At 62.5% G+C, this 21,793-nt stretch carries 15 protein-coding genes and 4 tRNA genes; 12 read left to right on the top strand and 7 right to left on the bottom strand.

Annotated elements, in window-relative coordinates; genetic code table 11:
* Positions 1–69 precede the first annotated feature (69 nt).
* From ACB032_RS20715 to ACB032_RS20695, 5 genes are all read right to left on the bottom strand, one after another.
* The gene (locus tag ACB032_RS20715; RefSeq protein ID WP_219306201.1) at positions 70–579 is read right to left on the bottom strand and encodes an RICIN domain-containing protein; all 510 of its coding nucleotides are present in this window, start codon (positions 577–579) and stop codon (positions 70–72) included.
* Positions 580–764: 185 nt separating this feature from the next.
* Positions 765–841: transfer RNA gene (locus ACB032_RS20710), tRNA-Pro, on the bottom strand.
* Between the two features lie 72 nt (positions 842–913).
* Positions 914–999 (bottom strand) — tRNA-Leu (locus tag ACB032_RS20705).
* 20 nt (positions 1,000–1,019) lie between these two features.
* A tRNA-His gene (locus ACB032_RS20700) sits at positions 1,020–1,095 on the bottom strand.
* Between the two features lie 50 nt (positions 1,096–1,145).
* Positions 1,146–1,222, bottom strand: a tRNA-Arg gene (locus tag ACB032_RS20695).
* Positions 1,223–1,482: 260 nt separating this feature from the next.
* Between ACB032_RS20695 and ACB032_RS20690 the strand changes: the two genes are divergently transcribed.
* From ACB032_RS20690 to ACB032_RS20645, 10 genes are all read left to right on the top strand, one after another.
* Positions 1,483–2,046, top strand: a complete 564-nt coding sequence (locus ACB032_RS20690; RefSeq protein ID WP_016348886.1) for a TetR/AcrR family transcriptional regulator — start codon at positions 1,483–1,485, stop codon at positions 2,044–2,046.
* Positions 2,047–2,078: 32 nt separating this feature from the next.
* Positions 2,079–3,185 (top strand): efflux RND transporter periplasmic adaptor subunit, encoded by a 1,107-nt coding sequence (locus tag ACB032_RS20685; protein ID WP_011704066.1) that lies wholly within the window; start codon positions 2,079–2,081, stop codon positions 3,183–3,185.
* A 15-nt stretch (positions 3,186–3,200) separates the two neighbouring features.
* Positions 3,201–6,281: a multidrug efflux RND transporter permease subunit gene (locus ACB032_RS20680; protein ID WP_371138664.1), complete on the top strand. Its 3,081-nt coding sequence runs from the start codon at positions 3,201–3,203 to the stop codon at positions 6,279–6,281.
* 122 nt (positions 6,282–6,403) lie between these two features.
* Positions 6,404–8,371, top strand: a complete 1,968-nt coding sequence (locus tag ACB032_RS20675) for an ATP-binding protein (RefSeq protein ID WP_171279904.1) — start codon at positions 6,404–6,406, stop codon at positions 8,369–8,371.
* A gap of 76 nt (positions 8,372–8,447) precedes the next feature.
* Positions 8,448–9,797: a glutathione-disulfide reductase gene (gene gorA, locus ACB032_RS20670; protein ID WP_371138663.1), complete on the top strand. Its 1,350-nt coding sequence runs from the start codon at positions 8,448–8,450 to the stop codon at positions 9,795–9,797.
* A 443-nt stretch (positions 9,798–10,240) separates the two neighbouring features.
* The gene (gene kdpA / locus ACB032_RS20665) at positions 10,241–11,923 is read left to right on the top strand and encodes a potassium-transporting ATPase subunit KdpA (protein ID WP_274798986.1); all 1,683 of its coding nucleotides are present in this window, start codon (positions 10,241–10,243) and stop codon (positions 11,921–11,923) included.
* Positions 11,924–11,978: 55 nt separating this feature from the next.
* Positions 11,979–14,036 (top strand): potassium-transporting ATPase subunit KdpB, encoded by a 2,058-nt coding sequence (gene kdpB / locus ACB032_RS20660; protein ID WP_060390950.1) that lies wholly within the window; start codon positions 11,979–11,981, stop codon positions 14,034–14,036.
* 59 nt (positions 14,037–14,095) lie between these two features.
* On the top strand, positions 14,096–14,623 hold the full coding sequence (locus ACB032_RS20655) for a potassium-transporting ATPase subunit C (protein ID WP_371138662.1): 528 nt from the start codon (positions 14,096–14,098) through the stop codon (positions 14,621–14,623).
* A gap of 103 nt (positions 14,624–14,726) precedes the next feature.
* Positions 14,727–17,315: a DUF4118 domain-containing protein gene (locus tag ACB032_RS20650; protein ID WP_371138661.1), complete on the top strand. Its 2,589-nt coding sequence runs from the start codon at positions 14,727–14,729 to the stop codon at positions 17,313–17,315.
* Positions 17,316–17,345: 30 nt separating this feature from the next.
* A complete protein-coding gene (locus tag ACB032_RS20645; protein WP_011704058.1) occupies positions 17,346–18,029 on the top strand; it encodes a response regulator in 684 nt (227 codons plus the stop codon).
* 4 nt (positions 18,030–18,033) lie between these two features.
* On the opposite strand, the gene ACB032_RS20640 is transcribed toward ACB032_RS20645, so the two are convergent.
* Positions 18,034–19,161, bottom strand: a complete 1,128-nt coding sequence (locus tag ACB032_RS20640; protein WP_371138660.1) for a multidrug effflux MFS transporter — start codon at positions 19,159–19,161, stop codon at positions 18,034–18,036.
* A 92-nt stretch (positions 19,162–19,253) separates the two neighbouring features.
* Between ACB032_RS20640 and ACB032_RS20635 the strand changes: the two genes are divergently transcribed.
* Positions 19,254–20,078 (top strand): helix-turn-helix transcriptional regulator, encoded by an 825-nt coding sequence (locus ACB032_RS20635; RefSeq protein WP_371138659.1) that lies wholly within the window; start codon positions 19,254–19,256, stop codon positions 20,076–20,078.
* Here the strand turns inward: ACB032_RS20635 and ACB032_RS20630 are convergent.
* Positions 20,008–20,241 carry a hypothetical protein gene (locus ACB032_RS20630; RefSeq protein ID WP_371138658.1) on the bottom strand — a complete coding sequence of 78 codons (234 nt, stop codon included), beginning with the start codon at positions 20,239–20,241 and terminating at the stop codon, positions 20,008–20,010. The two genes, ACB032_RS20635 and ACB032_RS20630, sit on opposite strands and share 71 nt — an antisense overlap.
* Before the next feature lie 283 nt (positions 20,242–20,524).
* On the opposite strand from ACB032_RS20630, the gene ACB032_RS20625 reads away from it, so the two are divergent.
* The gene (locus tag ACB032_RS20625) at positions 20,525–21,775 is read left to right on the top strand and encodes a valine--pyruvate transaminase (protein ID WP_371138657.1); all 1,251 of its coding nucleotides are present in this window, start codon (positions 20,525–20,527) and stop codon (positions 21,773–21,775) included.
* Positions 21,776–21,793 lie beyond the last annotated feature (18 nt).

Raw genomic sequence — 21,793 nt, 5'->3', positions numbered from 1 at the left:
ATGGATACACGCCTCGGCCGTATCCATAAGGTTCGCATCCGCTAAATTCCCTTCTTGTTGCCTGATGCCTCACCAGATGAGGCTTTTCAGGTTCAGCTTGTCGAACATGCTGCCCTTGTTCTGCCATGCGAAGCTCTGGTTGGCCCCACCGAAACAGTCAGCCAGCCGCAGCGGGGTGCCCGGCTTGTGACGACGGCCGGCCACATCCAGACAGCGGTCAGCCTTGCTGTTGAACAGCCGATCTTCCTGCCACTGCCATTGCCGGCTCTCATCCTGGCACTCGGCCATGGTCAGCTCGCTCACCCCTTTAGCCACCAGGCAACGCTGGTCAAGCTGCAAGGCACCGGCATCCCAGCTGAACTGCTGGCGAGCGGTCTGGTCGCAAGGCTGGGTGATCAGCTGATTGTGGTCATTGAGGGCCACGCAGAATCCGGCATCGGTTACCAGCGCAGAGGTGGCGGTACTCTGCATGGGGGCAGCCCCCATCAGGATCTCGTCGGGTTTGGGTTTGTATGAGCAGCCGCTGAGGGCCACGACAACCAGCGCCAGTGTACTGACGCGAAAAGAATTTGGGTGCATATGACATGTTGGCCTGAATTGTGTTCAATAACGCCCACTTGCCGTGGGTCTGCGTCCCAGCATACCCGAAGCGACAGCGAGAAAGTGCCAACAGAAATGTAAACAGACGTGACAGAAACCTGCGGCAGCAGGCTGGCAGACGACAGAAAGCAAAAAACCCCGCCTGAGCGGGGTTTTTCAGAATGTGGTCGGTGATAAAGGATTCGAACCTTTGACCCTCTGGTCCCAAACCAGATGCGCTACCGGGCTGCGCTAATCACCGAGGCTTTAAAAAAGCTTTCTTTTCAAAACACAAAGACGACCATGAACGGTCATCCTCGTCATACAGCAAGTATGGTGCGAAGAGAGGGACTCGAACCCTCACACCCGGGGGGCACTAACACCTGAAGCTAGCGCGTCTACCAATTCCGCCACCTTCGCATACCTGACAAGCTGTAAAATGGGGTGGCTGATGGGGCTCGAACCCACGACAACCGGAATCACAATCCGGGACTCTACCAACTGAGCTACAGCCACCACAGCTGTTTTCGTTCTTCAACTCGCCCGCTTAACCGGCGCACTTTTGATGGTGCGCCCGACAGGATTCGAACCTGTGACCTCTGCCTCCGGAGGGCAGCGCTCTATCCAGCTGAGCTACGGGCGCTACGCTGTCGAACGGGGCGCAATATTAATGATGGGGACCCACCTTGTCTACTATTTTTTTATCTCGCAGAATCAACCGCTTGTTTTTCCATCGTTTCTGGCTTTTTTTAAGCGTTTTTGTTTCATTCAGGCTGGATCCAGCCCCGCTCCGCTACTTTTGGCACCCCCCACATAGCAATCCGATGATGGGCAAAACTTGACTTGCCTCAAAGCCCCCCTAGAATGAATGAACGTTCATTCAGCCGTTGTGATCATCCCGTCATGAACAAGAAAGAACGCATTTTCGATGCGGCTCATGAAGTACTCGGCGAACAGGGTTTCCACGGCCTATCCATTGCCGTGGTGGCCAAGAAAGCCAGGGTGGCGGCAGGCACCATCTATCGCTATTTCAGCGACAAGGATGACCTGATCCGCCAACTCTATCGGCACACCATCCTCCAGTGTCATCCCCTGGTCATGGAAGGCGTGCAGACAGAGGAGGTATCGTTCGAACAATTTCGGCGTTTGTGGCTCAACATCCACGCCATCTTTGTCGACGAACCGAACGCGCTCAAATGCAAATTGCAGTATGAAACGTCCCCGCTGGGAGCAGAGCTGGAGCAGGACCCGGTCATCAAGGCTGCCTGGGCCCCGCTGGATCGCTTCTTCGAACGGGGCCTGGAACAGGGTCTGTTTATCGACCTGCCCGTCCGGGTACTGCAGGTGCTGAGCCTGGATTGCGTGGCAAATATGGCGCTGCAAAGCCAGGTGCACCAATTCGAACTGACGCAAGACCAGCTGGAAGCCGTGATCCGGGCCTGCTGGCGAGCTATTTTGACCCCTTAAACATTGCACTCATATCTCAGGAGCGAGAGTTCATGAAAAAGTGGATGAGCATCATGTTGCTCATCGCGCTGGCCCTGTTCGGCAGCGTGATTGGCTTCAACCTGTTCAAGCAAAAGATGATAGCCAACTACATGGCCAACATGCCGGAGCCCGAGTTTCCGGTCACCACCCACAAGGTGGAGACCCGCGACTGGGTGCCGACCATCGAGGCAATCGGTTTCATCGAACCCAACCAGGGGGTAACCCTGTCGACCGAGCAATCTGGCACCATCGACAGCATCTCCTTCGAGTCGGGTGATACCGTCAAGCCGGATCAGCTGCTGCTGAGCCTGGATGCCAGCGTCGAGAAGGCCAACCTGCGCGCCTCCATGGCCAAGCTGCCGGCGGCCAAGGCCAAGTTCGATCGCTATCAGAACCTGTTCACCAAGGGATCCATCTCCCGCGACCAGCTGGACGATACCGAGGCGACCTACCGCTCCCTCGAGGCCGATATCGAGAGTCTGAAATCGACCATCGCCCGCCGCGAAGTGCGCGCACCGTTTGCCGGCGTAGTCGGCCTGCGCAACGTCTTCCTCGGTCAGTACCTGCAACCGGGTACCGATATCGTCCGTCTCGAAGACACCAGCGTGATGCGCCTGCGCTTCACCGTGCCGCAGACCGATATCTCCCGCATTCGCCTGAATCAGGACATCCTGATCAACGTGGATTCCTACCCGCATCGCCAGTTCAAGGGTCACATCAGCGCCATCGAGCCGGCCGTCAACTACCAGAGCGGCCTGATCCAGGTGCAGGCAGACATCCCCAACAACGACGGCCAGCTGCGCTCCGGCATGTTTGCCCGCGCCAGCATTCTGCTGCCGGCCCAGAAGGACCAGATCGTGCTGCCGCAGACCGCCATCACCTTTACCCTGTATGGCGAGAACGTCTACCTGGTCAAGGAGAAGGATGGCGTGAAGCGCGTCGAGCAGGTGGTGGTCAAGGTCAGCGAGCGCAAGGGCAACGATGCGCACGTGGTCTCCGGCATCAAGGCGGGTGACGAAGTGGTCATGTCCGGCCAGGTACGCCTGAGCAACGGCGCCAAAGTGAAAATCGTGCAGGACCAGGGCCTGAAGGTTCCGGACCAGGTTCCCATGCTGTAAAACGCGGAGAGACAGATGCGCTTTACCGATATATTCATCAAGCGGCCCATCCTGGCCATCTCGATCAGCTTTCTGATCGCGTTGCTGGGTGTCCAGGCCGTGTTCAAGATGCAGGTGCGGGAATACCCCGAGATGACCAACACGGTCGTCACGGTCAGCACCAGCTACTATGGCGCGAGTGCCGACCTGATCCAGGGCTTCATCACCCAGCCGCTGGAACAGGCCATCGCCCAGGCGGACAACATCGACTTCATGACGTCGTCCACCCAGCTCGGCAGCTCGACCATCACTGCCTACATGAAGCTCAACACCAATCCGAATGCGGCCCTGTCCGACATTCTGGCCAAGGTCAACTCGGTACGTTCCCAGTTGCCGAAGGAGTCGGAAGATCCCTCGGTGACCATGTCGACCGGCTCGACCACGGCGGTGCTCTACATCGGCTTTACCAGCCCCGAGCTCAACGCCAGCCAGATCACCGACTACCTGGAGCGGGTCATCAAGCCCCAGCTCTTTACCGTCGGCGGCGTCTCCAAGGTCGACATGTACGGTGGTACCAAGTACGCCCTGCGGGTGTGGCTGGATCCGGCCAAGATGGCGGCGTTCAACCTGACCGCCGCGGACGTGATGAGCGTGCTCAACAGCAACAACTATCAGTCCGCCACCGGTCAGGCCACCGGCTACTTCACCCTCTACAACGGCAATGCCGAGACCCAGGTCAACACCACCGAGGAGCTCGAGCGCCTGGTAGTGGCCACCCGTGACAGCAAGGTGATCCGTCTGGCCGACATCGCCAAGGTCAGCCTGGAGAAGAGCCACGATACCTATCGCGCCACCGCCAACGGCCGCGAGGCCGTAGTACTGGCCATCAACGCGGCACCGACCGCCAACCCGATCAACATCGCCCACGACGTGCTGGAGATGCTGCCGAGCCTGAAGAGCAACATGCCGAGCACCATGGAGGCCAACGTCCTCTATGACTCGACCGTTGCCATCAACGAATCGATCAGCGAGGTGATCAAGACCATCGCCGAGGCAGCCGCCATCGTGCTGGTGGTGATCACTCTGTTCCTTGGTTCGTTCCGGGCGGTCATCATCCCGATTATCACCATTCCCCTCAGCCTGATCGGGGTGGTGATGGTGATGCAGATGTTCGGCTTCTCCATCAACCTGATGACCCTGCTGGCCATGGTGCTGGCCATCGGTCTGGTGGTGGATGACGCCATCGTGGTGCTGGAGAACGTGGATCGCCACGTCAAGGAGGGGGAAGAACCGTTCCGGGCCGCCATCATAGGTACCCGTGAAATCGCCGTGCCGGTCATCGCCATGACGGTCACCCTGGCCGCCGTGTATGCGCCGATCGCCCTGATGGGGGGCATCACCGGCTCCCTGTTCAAGGAGTTTGCCCTCACCCTGGCCGGCGCCGTGTTCGTGTCGGGCATCATAGCGCTGACCCTGTCGCCCATGATGTGCGCCAAGATGCTCAAGGCCAACGAAGAGCCGGGCAAATTCGAGAGCAAGGTGCATCACCTGCTCGACCGCATGACGGTCCGCTACGATGCCATGCTGCACGCCGTGATGCAGAAGCGCATCGTGGTGGTGCTGTTCGCCGTCATCGTCTTCGCCAGCCTGCCAATGCTGTTCAAGTTCATTCCGAGCGAACTGGCACCGAACGAAGACAAGGGCGTCATGGCCGTGCTGGGTACCGCCCCCTCCAACGTCAACCTGGACTACATCCAGAGCACCATGGAGCAGGTGAACAAGGTGCTGGACGAACAGCCGGAAGTGGCCTTCTCCCAGGTCTTCTCCGGGGTGTTCAACGCCAACCAGGCGTTCGGTATCGCCTCCATGGTGCCATGGAGCCAGCGTGAAGCGAGCCAGAAAGAGGTGCTGGAACGGGTTGGCAAGCTGGTCGAGAACGTGCCCGGCATGTCCATCACCACCTTCCAGTTCCCGGAATTGCCGGGTGCCTCGAGCGGCCTGCCGATCCAGTTCGTCATCACCACGCCGAACAACTTCGAGAGCCTCTATCAGGTGGCGAGCGAAATCCTGACCGCAGCCCAGGGGAGCGGACGCTTCGTCTACTCCGAGCTGGACCTGCAGTACGACTCCGCCACCATGAAGATCAAGATCGACAAAGACAAGGCGGGTGCCTACGGCATCACCATGCAGGACATCGGCATCACCCTGGGCACCATGATGTCGGATGGTTACGTCAACCGGATCGACCTGGATGGCCGCTCCTACGAGGTGATCCCGCAGGTCGAGCGCAAATACCGCCTCAACCCCGAGTCGATCAAGGGCTACTACGTGCGGGCGGCCGACGGCCAGTCTATCCCGCTCGGCAGCCTGATCAGCATCGAGGTGGTCGGCGAGCCGCGCGCCCTGCCCCACTTCAACCAGCTCAACTCGGCCACCATAGGTGCCGTGCTGATGCCGGGCACCACCATGGGCAACGCCATCGCCTGGCTGGATGCCACCGCCAGCGAGAAGCTACCGCAAGGTTACCGTTACGACTACATGGGTGAAGCCCGCCAGTTCGTGACCGAAGGCAGCGCCCTGTACGCCACCTTCGCCCTGGCGCTGGCCATCATCTTCTTGGTGCTGGCGATCCAGTTCGAGTCGGCCCGTGACCCGCTGGTGATCATGGTCTCCGTACCGCTGGCCATCAGTGGCGCACTGATCGCGCTGGCCTGGGGTGCCGCCACCATGAACATCTACTCTCAGGTGGGTCTGATCACTCTGGTCGGCCTGATTACCAAGCACGGTATCCTGATCTGCGAGGTGGCCAAGGAGGAGCAACTGCTGCACGGTCGCAACCGGATGGAAGCCGTGATGGCCGCCGCCAAGGTGCGTCTGCGCCCCATCCTGATGACCACGGCCGCCATGATCGCCGGTCTCATCCCGCTGCTCTATGCAACGGGGGCCGGGGCAGCCCAGCGCTTCAGCATCGGCATCGTCATCGTGGCCGGTCTGGCCATCGGCACCCTGTTTACCCTGTTCGTGCTGCCGGTGATCTACACCTACCTGGCCTCCGAACACAAACCGCTGCCGGTGTTTGACGAATCCATTCCGCCCAAGGCGAAAGGGAGTCATTAAAAACCGTTCTGAATCAACAAGGCCCCGTTTCGGGGCCTTGTTTTTATCACGCTAACGAAACACGACATAAGTGCATGAAGCAGTTAAACTAAATGGCAATATATCCAGACCGCAAGGACGCCATGTCAGGACTCTTCTCCAAGACCGCTAAGGCCGTCGGCCGTAACGGACTCTCATACCGCCTGCTCTCCTACATTCTGGTGTGCAGTACCGTATTGGCGATGATCATTACGGTGTTGCAACTTGCCTGGGATTACCGCAAGGACGTGGCCGTGATCGAGGACAGCATCGGCCAGATCGAGGCTTCCTTCCTGCAGCCCATCGCCGCCAGCCTATGGAACCTGGACGAAGAGCAGGTCAAGGTACAGATCGAAGGCATCATGAACCTGCCCAACATGCAGTTCGTGATGGTGAAGGAGATGCTCGGCAACTCGGAAGTGCCGCTGCTGACCCAGGGGGTGGAGCGGGAAAGCTACGACATCTCCCGCGAGTTCAACCTCACCTATCAGGGCGAAGTGGTGGGCAAGCTGTTCGTCGCCGCCTCCCTCGAGCAAATCTACCAGCGCCTGATCGAGAAATCGGTGCTGATCATGGTCAGCCAGACCATCAAGACCCTGGTGGTCTCGTTCTGCATCCTGATCATCATCTACTACCTAGTGGTGCGGCACCTCAACCGCATCGCCAACTATGCCCAGAAGTTCAATCTGGACCGGCTCGCCATCGAGCTGACCCTGGAGGGGCGCCCCCTGCCCCGCAAGAAACCCGACGAGCTCGACACTCTGGTCGCCACCCTCAACCAGATGCGTACCCGGCTGAACGACGAATTTGCGGCGCGCCATCAGGCCGCCGAGCAGCTGCAACAGGAGCGGGACTTCTCCGCCACCCTGATCAACTCGGCCAACATGGTCATCTGCTGCATGGAGCCGGACCTCAACATCGCCAGCATCAACCCGGCAGCCATTCTGCTGACTGGCTACCACCAGCAGGAGATACTGCAGCACAACTGGCTGGATCTGTTCGTCAGCAAGGCCCAGCGCGACGAGCTGGCGGCCACCCTGGCCGATCACGGCTCCATCGAGGACAAAGAGGTCATCATGCATGACCAGCAGGGCCACGAGCTGGTGTTGCAGTGGACCTTCGCCCCCTTCTACGAAGGGCCCAACCTCAAGTATCTGATCGGCTTTGGCTACGACATCACCCGTCTCAAGAAGGTGGAGCGGGAAATCATCCAGCTCAACGAACAGCTGGAAGGCAAGGTGGTGGAGCGTACCCGCAGCCTGAGCGATGCCAACGACCAGCTGGGCAAGGCCTACGACGATCTGAAACAGGCCCAGCAGACCCTGGTGGAGTCGGAGAAGATGGCCTCCCTCGGTTCGCTGGTGGCCGGCGTGGCCCACGAGATCAACACCCCCATCGGCATCAGCGTGACTGCCTCTTCCTACCTGCAGGAGCGGGTGGCCGACTTCAAGCAGCACATCGACTCCAAGCAGCTGTCGCGCTCCTATCTCACCGAATTTACCGTCAACCTCGACGAGTCCATGCAGCTGCTGCAGGGCAACCTGCGCCGCGCTTCGGAGCTCATCGCCAGCTTCAAGCAGGTGGCGGTGGATCAGTCGTCCGAGGCACGCTACAACTTCAGCCTCGCCGACAACCTGCACCAGGTGGTGGTCTCCCTCGGCCACAAGCTGAAGAAGGCCCAGTGCGAGGTGGATATCCAGTGCGATCCCAAGCTGTCGATCTTCTCCTTCCCCGGCAGCTTCACCCAGATCTATTCGAACCTGATCCTCAACTCCATCAACCATGGCTTCGACAACTGGGACAAGCCCAAGAAGATCACCATCAAGGTGGAACAGCAGGGTGAAGAGCTGCTGATCGACTACAGCGACAACGGCCGCGGCATCCCGCCCGAGATCTTGCCGCGCATCTTCGACCCCTTCGTCACCTCCAAGCGAGGCCAGGGCGGCAGCGGGCTCGGCACCCACATCATCTACAACCTAGTGGTGCAGCTGCTGCGCGGTCGCATCAACTGCGTCAGCGAGCCGGACAACGGCGCCCAGTTCCATATTCGCCTGCCGATCCAACATAACTGAGCGCTGGCTCTTGTGAGCCAGCCGCTTTATCCCCATCATGCTGTGATTGCATTCTTAATGAGCGGAGAACCTCGCAATGGCACAGCATTTTGACTATATCGCCATCGGCGGCGGCAGCGGCGGCATCGCCTCGGCCAACCGGGCTGCCATGTACGGTAAGAAAGTTGCCCTGATTGAAGCCAAAGAGTTGGGTGGAACCTGCGTCAACGTCGGCTGCGTGCCGAAGAAGGCCATGTGGTATGCCGGCCAGATCGCCGATGCCCTGAAATATGGCGCCGACTACGGCTTCGACACCACCCTCAACCACTTCAACTGGGCCAAGCTGGTCGAGTCCCGCCAGGCCTACATCGGCCGCATTCATCAGTCCTACCAGAACGTGCTGGGCAAGAACCAGATCACCGTCATCAAGGGCTTCGCCCGCTTCGTCAGCAGCAACACCATCGAAGTGAATGGCGAGCAGTACAGCGCCGATCACATCCTGATCGCCACTGGCGGCCGCCCTGAAGTGCCGGCCATCCCGGGTGCCGAGCTGGGCATCGACTCCGACGGCTTCTTCGAGCTGCAGAGCCAGCCCAAGCGAGTTGCCGTGGTCGGGGCCGGCTATATCGCGGTGGAGATCGCCGGGGTGATGCAGGCGCTCGGCTCAGAAACCCACCTGGTGGTGCGCAAACATGCGCCGCTGCGCAACTTCGACCCCATGATCCACGAGACTCTGGTCGAAATCATGGCGCAGGAAGGGCCCAAGCTGCACACCCACGCCATTCCGAAAGCCATGGTCAAGAACGCCGATGAGAGCCTGACCCTGCAGCTGGAAGATGGTCGCCACCTCACCGTCGACTGCCTGATCTGGGCCATCGGCCGCGTCCCGGCCACCGACAACCTCAATCTGGCCGCCGCTGGCATCGAACTGGATGCCAAGGGTTTCATCCCGACCGACAAGTTCCAGAACACCGCCGTCGCCAACGTCTATGCCGTCGGTGACAACACCGGCCGCATCCAGCTCACTCCGGTGGCTGTCGCGGCGGGCCGCCGCCTTTCCGAGCGGCTGTTCAACAACAAACCCAACGAGCACCTCAACTACGATCTGGTGCCAACTGTGGTGTTCAGCCACCCGCCCATCGGCACCATCGGCCTGACCGAACCGGAAGCCGTCGCCGAATACGGTGAAGATCAGGTGAAGGTCTACCGCAGCCAGTTCACCGCCATGTACTCGGCGCTGACCCAGCATCGTCAGCCCACCCGGATGAAGCTGGTCTGTGTCGGGCCGGAAGAGAAGGTGGTCGGCCTGCACGGCATCGGCTTCGCCATGGACGAGATCCTGCAAGGCTTCGGCGTCGCCATGAAGATGGGCGCCACCAAGGCGGACTTCGACAACTGCGTCGCCATCCATCCGACCAGTGCGGAAGAGTTTGTGACTATGCGCTGATGGCCGTGTGAGGGGAGAAACTCGAGGATTGTCTCGACAACTGCGTTCTCCCTCTTCATCCCACCAGCGCGGAAGAGTTTGTGACCATGCGATAAGCATGTTTGAAACTGGCCTGTCACTCTCAGACCAGTCTCAGCCACTTACCTACCAAACCCGGCCCAGGCCGGGTTTTTTGATCGCAGCCCCCCCTCCACTCTGCCAATCCCCTCCTTTTTACGCCGATTTTACGCCAGCCAAATTGGGCTTTATGGCGCCTTTACGCCCGTTTTACATACCCTTTCAGCGTCAATGAGACCTATGGGATCGACACGGATATGCATCGATCCCTGACGCTAATTACCTCAACGGAGTCGTTATGAATTGGCTATATCTGCTGCTGGTCCTCGCCCTCGCGGGTTATCTGCTGCGCGCCCTCGCGCGTACCCATGAGTGAGGAACCGGATATGTGGCAAGAGATCATCTATCCCGTCGCGTTCGTGCTGCTGGTGCTGCTGCCGGCGCCTCTGCTTGGCAACTACCTGTATCGGGTATTTGAAGGCAAGAGTCGCTGGCTCGCCCCGCTTGAGCGCGCCACCCTGGCCTGCTGCGGCACGGACGGGCGCGAGCAGGACTGGAAGTCCTACGCCCTCAGCCTGCTGGCCTTCAACGGCGCCGGCTTCGGCCTGCTGTTCCTGATCCTGCTGGCGCAGGGGCTGCTGCCCCTCAACCCGCAGCAGCTGCCCGGGCTGAACTGGCAACTCGCCTTCAACACTGCGGTCAGCTTCATGACCAACACCAACTGGCAGGCCTACTCCGGCGAAGCCAGCCTCTCCTACTTCAGCCAGATGGTGGGGCTCACCACCCAGAACTTCGTCTCCGCCGCCACCGGCGCTGCCGTCGCCATCGCCCTGTTTCGCGGCATCGCCCGCCAGCAGACCACCCACCTTGGCAACTTCTGGCAGGATCTGGTGCGCTTCTGTCTCTACGTGCTGCTACCGATGGCGCTGATCCTGGCGCTGCTGCTGGTCTGGCAGGGGGTGCCCCAGAGTCTGTCGGCCTACCTGCCGTTCCACGCGCTGGAAGGCCAGGAGCAGCTGCTGCCGCTCGGCCCGGCCGCCTCCCAGATCGCCATCAAGCAGCTCGGTTCCAACGGCGGCGGCTTCTTCGGCATCAACTCGGCCCACCCGTTCGAGAACCCGACCGCCCTCTCCAACTGGCTGGAGATGGTCGCCCTGCTGACGCTGGCCGCCGCCATGGTCTGCACCCTGGGTCGCTACGTGAAGGATCTGGCCCACAGCCGCGCCATCCTCATCGCCATGACCATCATGCTGGTGTTGGGGCTCTGCCTCGCCATCGGTCAGGAGCTGAAACCGGATCCGGCCCTCGCCCACCTCACCAGCGAAGCCGGCAACTGGGAAGGCAAGGAGAGCCGCTTCGGCCCCGTGCTGTCCAGCATCTGGGAAGTGGCCACCACTGCCGCCTCCAACGGCTCGGTCAACGCCATGCACGACAGCTTCGCCCCGCTCGCCGGCATGGTCGCCATGATCAACATGCTGCTGGGTGAAGTGGTGTTCGGCGGCGTCGGGGCCGGCATCTACGGCATGATGCTGTTCGTGCTGCTGACCGTGTTTCTGTGCGGCCTGATGGTGGGGCGCACCCCGACCTATCTGGGCAAACGGCTCGGCATCACTGAGATGAAGTGGGTGGTCGCCAGCATGCTGGTGATGCCGGTCGGGGTATTGGTGATCGGCGGCATTACCCTGCTGATGCCGAACTCCGCCACCGTCATCGGTCACGACGGCCCCCACGGCCTGTCACGGCTGATCTATGCCTACGCCTCGGCCGCCGGCAACAACGGCTCCGCCTTCGCCGGCTTTGCCGCCGCCGACAGCTGGCAGTGCATCGCCATCGGGCTGGCCATGCTGCTCGGCCGCTTCGGCTACATCATTCCGGTGCTGGCCATCGCCGGCCAGCTGGCCCGCGCCCCGCGCCAGGAGACGAGCGAAGGGGACTTCCCGGTCAGCGGCCCGCTCTTCATCACCCTGCTGATCGTCACCGTGCTGCTGATGGGGGGTCTCTCCTTCCTGCCAGTGCTGGCGCTGGGCCCGGTGGCGGAACACCTGAGCCTGCTGGGAGGGGCTTTCTGATGCTGCACACCCGACTGATCTGCGTGACCAACTATTCGATGCAGGGAGCTTTCCAATGAGCAAGTCCGCTTCAATGAGCACCGACACCATTCAGGTGAAGGGCAAGAAACAGAAATCACAGATCCTGCAGGCCATGGTGGAAGCCCTCTATCGCTTCAACCCCAAGGCGCTGTTTGGCAGCCCCATCCTGTTCACCCTCTGGCTGGCGGCCGTGATGGCGACCCTGGAGTCGCTGCTGGGGCAGCCGCTCTCCGGCGTCGCTCCATCGCTGGCCTGGCAGCTGACTGCCTGGCTCTGGCTCACCCTCTGGTTTGCCAACTTCGCCGAGACCCTGGCCGAGGGGCGTGGCAAGGCACGGGCCGACAGCCTGAAGGCCGGCATGAGCCAGCTCAAGGCACGTCGGGTCACCAGCCCGCAGGATGACAAGGGCGAATGGGTACCGGCCACCAGCCTGCTCAAGGGCGATCTGGTGCTGGTGCGCAGCGGCGAGATGATCCCGGCCGACGGCGAAGTGGTCGCCGGCATCGCCTCGGTCAACGAGGCGGCCATCACCGGCGAATCCGCCCCTGTCATCCGCGAGTCCGGCACCGACCGCAGCGGCGTGACCGGCAATACTACCGTCGTCTCCGACCAGATCTGGGTGCACATCAGCAACAACCCGGGCGAAAGCACGCTGGATCGCATGATTGCGCTGGTGGAAGGGGCCAAGCGGCAGAAGACCCCCAACGAGATGGCGCTGGACGCCCTGCTGGTGGGGCTGACCCTGATCTTCCTGCTGGTGGTGGCCACCCTGCCCTGGTTCCTCGACTACAACGGCACCCAGGTGCCCCGGCTCTATCTGCTGGCGCTGTTCATCACCCTGATCCCGACCACCATCGGCGGTCTGCTCTCCGCCATCGGCATCGCCGGCATGGACCGGCTGGTGAAGCTCAACGTGATCGCCAAGTCGGGCCGGGCGGTGGAAGCCGCCGGCGACGTGCGCACCCTGCTGCTGGACAAGACCGGTACCATCACCTTCGGCAACCGGATGGCGGACGAGCTGATCCCGGCCCCCGGCGTGGACCCTTCTTTGCTGGCCCAGGCCGCCATGCTGGCCTCGCTCGGTGACAACACGCCGGAGGGCAAATCCATCCTGACCCTGGCGGGCAAGAGCCACACCAGACCGAGCCAGCTGGAGAGCGACATCCTCATCCCCTTCAGCGCCGAGACCCGGCTGAGCGGGCTGGATCGCAACGGCCATCACTATCGCAAGGGGGCGGTGGATGCGGTGCTGCGCTACCTCTCGCTCGATCGCAAGGCGGTGCCCGAGCTCATCCTCAAATCGGTGGACAACATCGCCCGCCAGGGCGGCACCCCGCTGCTGGTCTGTACCCACGAGAAGCTGCTGGGGGTGGTGTTCCTCAAGGACATCATCAAGCCGGGCATCAAGGCGCGCTTCCAGATCCTGCGCCACATGGGGATCCGCACCGTGATGATCACCGGTGACAACCCGCTGACCGCCGCCGCCATCGCCGCCGAGGCCGGGGTGGATGACTTCATCGCCGAGGCAACGCCGGAGAAGAAGCTGGCCTACATCCGTCAGGAGCAGGCCGACGGCCGGCTGGTCGCCATGTGCGGAGACGGCGCCAACGACGCACCGGCGCTGGCCCAGGCCGACGTGGGCCTGGCCATGAACGAGGGGACCCAGGCCGCCAAGGAGGCGGGCAACCTGGTGGATCTCGACTCCAACCCCACCAAGCTGCTGGACGTGGTTCTGGTGGGCAAGCAGCTGCTGGTGACCCGTGGCGCCCTGACCACCTTCTCCATCGCCAACGACGTAGCCAAGTACTTTGCCATCCTGCCGGCTCTGTTCATCGCAGCCTATCCGCAGCTGGGGGTGCTGAACCTGATGCAACTGGGCAGCCCGGAAAGCGCCATCCTGTCGGCCATCATCTTCAACGCCCTGATCATCGTCGCGCTGGTGCCGCTGGCCCTGCGCGGGGTCAGCCTGCAGGGCTCGGCCGCCAGCCTGCTGCGCCGCAACCTGCTGATCTACGGCGTCGGCGGCCTGATAGTGCCGTTCATAGGTATCAAGCTGATCGACCTAGTCATCACCGGCCTGGGCCTGGTGTAACGACATAGCGGGGTGCAGGCCTGGCTTGTACCCCATCAATCTTTTGGAGCAAGAGAATCATGATAGCAATCAGAACCCTGCTGACCCTGACCCTGCTGCTGGGGGTGGCGTATCCGCTGACCGTCACCGGGCTGGCCCAGCTGCTCTTCCCCTGGCAGGCCAACGGCAGCCTGCTCACCAACGCCAAGCAGCAGGTGGTCGGCAGCGCCCTGCTGGCACAGAAGTTCGAGCGGGCCGACTACTTCCACTCCCGCCCCTCCGCCAGCGACTTCGCCACCATAGGCGGAGGCGCCAGCAACCTGGGGATGAGCTCGCCGCTGCGGGCCGAGTTTGCCGCCGCCGCGGTCAGGGCTCAGCCGGAAGCCAGGGACCCCGCCCTGCTGACCCGCTCCGCCTCCGGCCTCGATCCCCATCTGCCACTCGCTGCCGCGCTGGCCCAGGTGGCGCGGGTCGCCGGGCAACGCGGGCTGGATCCCGTTCAATTGACGGAGCAGGTCAAGTCGGCGGCACAAGCTGGTATCCTTGGCCCGCAGGTGGTCAACATTCTCCAGTTGAACCTGCAACTCGATCATCAAAAGGGCGCCTGAGGGCGCTCCTTGCCGTTCGGGACAGGCTCCCTTTCGACAACGGGGACAAGCATGAGCAATGAGGTCACGGCCGCAGTTCGGCCGATGCAACGGGAGCACGGGGATGCGTGATGAGGTGAGGGCGGACGCCCTGCTGGCGAGCCTGGAACAGGAGCACAGGGGCAAGCTGAAGGTGTTTCTCGGTGCCGCCCCCGGCGTCGGCAAGACCTACGCCATGCTGCAGGCGGTGCGGGAGCAGGCCAAGGAGGGGGTCGACATCCTGATCGGGGTGGTGGAAACCCATGGCCGCCAGGAGACCCTGGCCCTGCTCGACAAGCTCGCCATCCAGCCGCGCAAGCTGCACCTGCACCGCCAGCAGCGGCTGGAGGAGATGGATCTGGACGGCCTGCTGGCCCGCAAGCCCGCCATCGCCGTGGTGGACGAGCTGGCCCACAGCAACGCCCCCGGCAGCCGCCATGAGAAGCGCTGGCAGGATGTGGAGGAGCTGCTGGGTGCCGGCATCGACGTCTACACCACCCTCAACGTGCAGCACCTGGAGAGCCTCAACGATCTGGTGTGGCAGCTGACCGGGGTCAGGGTCAAGGAGACCCTGCCGGATCAGGTGCTGCTGGAGGCCGACAGCCTGGTGCTGATCGACCTCCCCCCCAAGGAGCTGCTCGGCCGCCTCAAGGAGGGCAAGGTCTATGTGCCCCACCAGGCAAAAGCAGCCCTGCAGTCCTTCTTCTCTCTGAACAACCTCACCGCCCTGCGCGAGCTGGCGATGCAGACCGCCGCCAGTCACGTGGAGGGGGATCTGCAACTGCAGTGGCAGGCCGCCGGCAAGACCACACTGCCGCTGCGGGGCAAGCTGATGGTCTGCCTCGCCGATCAGCACGGCGCCGCCCTGGTGCGCTACGGTCACCGCTTCGCCCAGCGCCGCCAGCTGCCCTGGCTGGTGGTGCACATCGACAGCAAGGGGCAGCGCTCGGTCGAGCTGGAACAGGCGCTGGCGCTCGCTTCCCAGCTGGGGGCCAAGGTGCTGACCCTCTCCAGTCCGGCGGTAGCCGACACCCTGCTGGAGACCGCCGAGCAGCAGCAGGTGTCGCAACTGCTGCTGGGCAAACCCCACAAGGCCCCCTGGCGTCGCTCGCTGGTGCAACACCTGCTCAAGCAGGCGCAAGGACTCGAGATCACGCTGGTGGATACCGAGAAGCGCAAGCCCAGCCTGGGCTTGCAGCCGCTCCACCCCAAGGACATTCGCCAGAGCCTGCTGGCGGTGGCCATCATGGGGACCACCTCGGCCGCCGTCTGGGGCCTCTCCCACTGGCTGCCGCCCGCCTCCCTGCCCATGCTGTTCGTGCTGGGGGTGCTGGCCACCGCGCTCACCACCAGCCTGATGCCCGCCATCCTGGCCGCCGTGTTGGGCTTCGTCGGCCACAATCTGCTGTTCACCGCCCCCTACTTCTCTTTGAGCGTGGCCAGCCACAGCGATCTGCTCACCCTGTTCGTGCTGCTGATCGTCGGCATCACGGCCGGGCGGCTCGCCTCCCGTCAGCGCCAACAGCTGATCGGCCTGCGCGAGACCCAGCAACTGGGCAACGCCCTGCTGTCGCTGAGCCAGGGGCTGGCCACCGCCAGCAGCCCGGAAGAGGTGCTCAGACAGGGATCCCAGGCCATCTCGCTGGCGCTGGGCCAGCCGGTGTTCGCCCTCGATCAGCACTACCAGCACAGGGCCGGTTCGACCCAGCACAAGCCGGGGCAGACCGACAAGGCGGCCATCGACTGGTGTCTGGCCCAGAAACAGAGCGCCGGCGCCCACACCGCCACCCTCAACGCGGCCGAGGCCCAGTACCACCACCTCAGCGATGAACTGGTGCTGGGGATAGTGCTGGCCAATCCGCTCGCCTCTTCGGCCGAGCATCAGCTGCAGGCCCTGCTCACCGATATCCGCGCTGCGCTGGCGCGGATCGATCTCAACGAACGGCTGGCCGACAGCCAGCTGCAGGCGGAGACCGACCGGATGCGCGCCGCCCTGCTCTCCTCGGTCTCCCACGATCTGAAGACGCCGCTGGCCACCATCATGGGGGCCGGCAGCACCCTGCTGGAATATGGTGACCGGATCAGCAGCGAAGATCGCAGCGAGCTGCTGCACTCGGTGCAGGATGAGGCGCGTCGCCTGCACAGCTATGTGCAAAACCTGCTGGACATGACCCGCATCGGCTCGCCGGATTTCCAGCTGAAACGGGACTGGGTCGACCTGGCGGATCTGGTGGAGAACGCCCGCCGCCGACTCGACTCCTCCTGGCGCCAGCACAAGCTGCTGGTGCACTTCGATCAGCAGATCCCCCGCCTCTATGTGCACGGCGCCCTGATCGAGCAGGTGCTGGTCAACATCCTCGACAACGCCTCCCGCTACTCGCCGGCCGGCACCCCCATCGAGTTCAAGGTGATGCTGGCGGACCCCGATCTCATCCTCGACATCATCGACATCGGGGTCGGCATCGCCGAGTCGGATCGGGACAAGATCTTCAATCTGTTCTATACCCAGCCGGTCGGAGACTGCGGCAGCCGCGGCACCGGGCTTGGCCTCGCCATTTCCCGCGCTATGATAGAGGCCCACGGCGGCCGCATCTGGGCATTTTCCGGCCCCAACGGCAATGGCACCTGCATGCGCATCTCCCTGCCGCTGGCGCTCAATGCAGCCGCGGCCTGAACCTTTTTACTCTATCCAGCTGGAGGCTGAATGGCTCACATACTGGTCATCGACGACGAGGCGGCCATCCGCCGTTTTTTGCGGATCAGCCTGATCGCCGAGGGGCATCAGGTGAGCGAGGCGGTCGGCGTCAACGAGGGGCTGGCGCAGTATCGCCACCTCAATCCCGATCTGGTGATCCTGGATCTGGGCCTGCCGGACGGAGACGGCATTCAGGTGTTGCAGGCCATTCGCGAGCACCATCAACACCCGGTACTGGTGCTGTCGGCGCGAGATTCTGAACAGGAGAAGGTACGCTTGCTGGATGCCGGGGCCAACGACTACATGAGCAAGCCGTTCGGCATCGGCGAGATGATGGCCCGCATTCGAGTGCTGCTGCGCCAGCGGGCCGGGGTCAGCAGCGGTGAGCAGCGCCACTTCCCCCAGTGCGGGCTGACCCTGGACAGCAGCAGCCACAGGGTCACCCTGGGGGAAGAAGAGGTGCCCCTCTCCCGCAAGGAGTTCGCCCTGCTGCAGGCCCTGGTGTGCCACCCCGGCAAGCTGGTGCTGCAGACCCAGCTGCTCAACGACATCTGGGGGCCGAGCCACAAGGAAGACACCCACTACCTGCGCATCGTCATCGCCAGCCTGCGCAAGAAGCTGGGAGATAACCCCCAGCAACCCACGCTGATCGAGACCGAATCCGGCATCGGCTACCGTTTTATCGGCAGCTGATGTTTCACGTGGAACGACGCCAACCGCAGCAGAGGGCCAGCAGACCGCAACCACCGAGCAGCAGACCGAGATCCTGCAAGCTGGCGGCAACCGCCAACCCCAGGCTGAGCAACAGGTAGTAACCGAGTCCGAACAGGGCACCGGCACTGCCTGCCACCTCCCGATAAGCCAGCAGCGCCTGGCTCAGCACATTGGGGATCGCCAGCCCGAACGCCACCACCACCCCCATCATGGGCAGCAGAAACCAGAGCGAAGTCTGACTGGCCCACACCAGCCAGCCGGACCCCAGCGCCAACGCGGCAGCGAGCCGGATCAGCGAGGCTGGCGACCAGCCACGCCCCAGCAGGCGCTTGTTGAGCAGGCTGCCCCCCAGGGTCGCCAGCGCCAGCAAGATACCGGAGTAACCAAACTCACCCGCACTCAACCCCAGTCCGGCAAACAGGAAGGGAGCCAGGCTGTAGTAGCCAAACAGCATGGTGTTGAACAGCGCCACCAGTGCCGCGTTGCGCCACAAGGCTGTATCACGCGCCATCCGTTGTGCCAGCGGCCAGAGTGCGACCCGCTGGGTGATGGCCGGCCGGGTTTCCGGCAGTTGCCAGCAAGTGACCAGCAGCAATCCGGCGGCCAACACCAACAGGGCGCTGAATACCCCGAGATAGCCGAACCCGCTCGCCAGCTGGCCGCCGCTCACCAGCCCCAGCACCGGACTGAGGGAGAGCGCGATACCCATCACCGAAAAGACCCGCGCCAGATCGCTGCCCTGATAGCTGTCGCGCAGCATGGTCTGGGTCACCACGGAGCCCACGGCGGCGCCGAAGGCCGCGATGACCCGGGCCAGCAGCAGGGTTTCAAATTGAGTGGCCAGCAAAGCCAGCAGAGTGCCGGCGCCATAGGTCATCAGCCCCGCCAGCATGGCGGGACGCCGCCCGACCAGATCGCACAGTCGGCCCCAGCAGACCACGCCCGCCGCAAACGCCAGAAAATAGACCGACAGGGTCTGGGATGCCTGCCCCTCGCTCACCCGAAACTGGCTGGCGATATGGGTCAGCACCGGGCTGTAGATGGTCTCCACTATCTGCGGAAACATCATCAATCCGACCACCAGCCAAAGCGGTGGCAACTTGTTGTTCATGACAAACCTCCTTCACAAGAGGCCGTTATTCTAGAGTGACGCAGATTGTCCGATTACAATAAGCAGGACTATAAACATCAATAATCGGACACATGGCCTTTATTCTTCCCGATCACCCTTTTGACCCGGATCGGCACGACGGCAGCGCCATCGGGATCGCCTCCGCCCTCGGCTGGCACGACTCCGGCCGTCATCAGCACAGGCGCCATCAGCTGCTGTTCGCCCAAGCCGGCTGCATGACCATAGAGCTGGACGATCAGGTCTGCCTGCTGCCGCCGACGCGGGCAGCCTGGCTGCCGGCAGGCCTGCCCCATCGGGTGCTGATGCGCGGGGTGGTGGCGTATCGCTCCCTCTACTTCCAGCCAGAGCCCGGCTTGCCGACCGAGATGGCGGTGTTGGCGGTCAACCCGCTGCTGCGGGAGATCATCGAGCGGATGGCGATCTGGCCGTGGGACAAACCGGCTGCGGAGCAGCATTGCACGCTGGCGCTGTTGCAGGAGGAGCTGGCGCAAGCGCCGCGGGAATCCTGGCAGTTGCCGCTGCCGTCAGACTCGCGTCTGGCCGGCTGGCTGCAGGAAGTGAAGCGGGGCGACACCCTGCCCGATCGGCTCAACCGGCTGGCCGAACGGGTGGGTGCCAGTGACAAGACCATAGGCCGCATCTTCATGCGGGAGACCGGCATGAGCTACCAGGCCTGGCGCCAGCAGTGGCGACTGTTGCGGGCGCTGGAGCTGCTGGCCGAGGCCGAACCCATCAGCCGGGTGGCGGCAACGCTGGAGTTCGCCAGCGACAGCGCCTTCATCAGCTTCTTCAGACAGCACACGGGGCAGACCCCGCTGCGCTATCTCAGCTCTCGGGGTGAGTCGCATCGGCCGAGCTCGCCTCCACCACCAGGGTCTCCAGTGCCAGCGGCTTGAGGTTGTGGATCGCCCCCTCCACCACCGCATGGGAGGCCTGCTGCTGCTGGGCAGCTATCTCCTGCGCCAGCTTGGCGCTGTCCAGTTCGGGTCTGGGGTACTCGTCGGCCATGACGTTCAGGCTCAGGCTGCTGGCAATCAAGGTTGCGATCAGGATTTTCATCTGGTGTGCTCCGGTGTGGTTGAGATGACCAGATAGCTATTCCAATTGTTGTGCCACATCTATAACGACATGATTTTGTTTAAATTAATAATTTTCAGATGGAAACTGGCGCCAGTTGGAAAACACCCTGTATTCAGGATTGAACCAACAAGTGGTCATTTTCACCACGCTTAATTTTTGTCTGCTGTTCCACGTGGAACATCCCATTTTTTTGATCGACACCCGCTTTTAAACTGAGCTATGGTGCTAGCTCCCCCGTAACTGACTCTGGATCTGTCACCGAATGGAATTTTCCTTGTTCGGCGAGAAGTTCACTCGCCATGCCGGTATTACCCAACTCATGGATGACCTTAATCAGGGGCTGACCAATCCGGACGCCATCATGCTGGGTGGCGGCAACCCGGCCCCCATCCCCGCCATGCTGGAACGCTTCCAGGCAGAGGCCAAGAGCCTGCTCGACAACGGTGAGCTGGTGAAGGCGATGGCCAACTACGATGGCCCCCAGGGCAAGGACAGGTTCACCAAGGCGCTGGCGGCCCTGCTCAGCAAAGAGCTGGGCTGGGACATCTCTGCCCGCAACATCGCCCTGACCAACGGCAGCCAGAACGCCTTCTTCTATCTGTTCAACCTGCTGGCGGGCGAATTTGCCGATGGCCGCAAGAAGAAGGTGCTGTTCCCGCTCGCCCCCGAGTACATCGGCTATGCCGACTCGGCACTGGCGGACGACTACTTCGTGGCCTACAAGCCCACCATAGAGAAGCTGGCCGACGGCCAGTTCAAGTACCACGTGGACTTCGAGAGCCTGCAGGTGGGTGACGACATCGGGGTGATCTGCGTCTCCCGCCCCACCAACCCCACCGGCAACGTGCTGACCGACGAAGAGATCGAACACCTCGATCAGATTGCCCGCGACAAGGGCATTCCACTGCTGATCGACAACGCCTACGGCGTCCCCTTCCCGGGCATCATCTTCAGCGAGGCCAAGCCGTTCTGGAACGCCAATACCATCCTCTGCATGAGCCTCTCCAAGCTCGGCCTGCCGGGCACTCGCTGCGGCATCGTCATCGCCGACGAGAAGATCATTCAGGCCATCACCAACCTGAGCGGCATCATCAATCTGGCACCGGGCAGTCTGGGGCCCGCCATCACCATTCCGATGATCGAGAGCGGCGAGATCATCGCCCTCAGCGAGCAGGTGGTGAAACCCTTCTATCAGCAGAAGGCGGAGCTGGCTGTGCAACTGCTGCGCGAGGCGATCCCCGACCCGCGCTTCCACATCCACAAGCCGGAAGGCGCCCTCTTCCTCTGGCTCTGGTTCGAGGGCCTGCCGATCCACTGTCAGGATCTGTACGAGCGACTGAAGGCGAAGAACCTGCTGATCGTGCCGGGCCACTACTTCTTCCCCGGCATCGACGACCCCGAGTGGCGCCACAGCCAGGAGTGTATCCGCCTCAACTACTCCCAGAGCGAGGAGCTGGTACGGCGCGGCATCGCCATCCTGGCCGACGAGATCAACGCCCTCTACACCGGCTAAGCCCAGTTCGGCGATACA

The sequence above is a fragment of the Aeromonas sp. S5(2024) genome (genome assembly GCF_041403025.1).
GTDB classification, from domain to species: domain Bacteria; phylum Pseudomonadota; class Gammaproteobacteria; order Enterobacterales; family Aeromonadaceae; genus Aeromonas; species Aeromonas hydrophila.
Note: the sequence above shows the minus strand (reverse complement) of the source record. Positions and strands in the feature narration are given on the sequence as shown.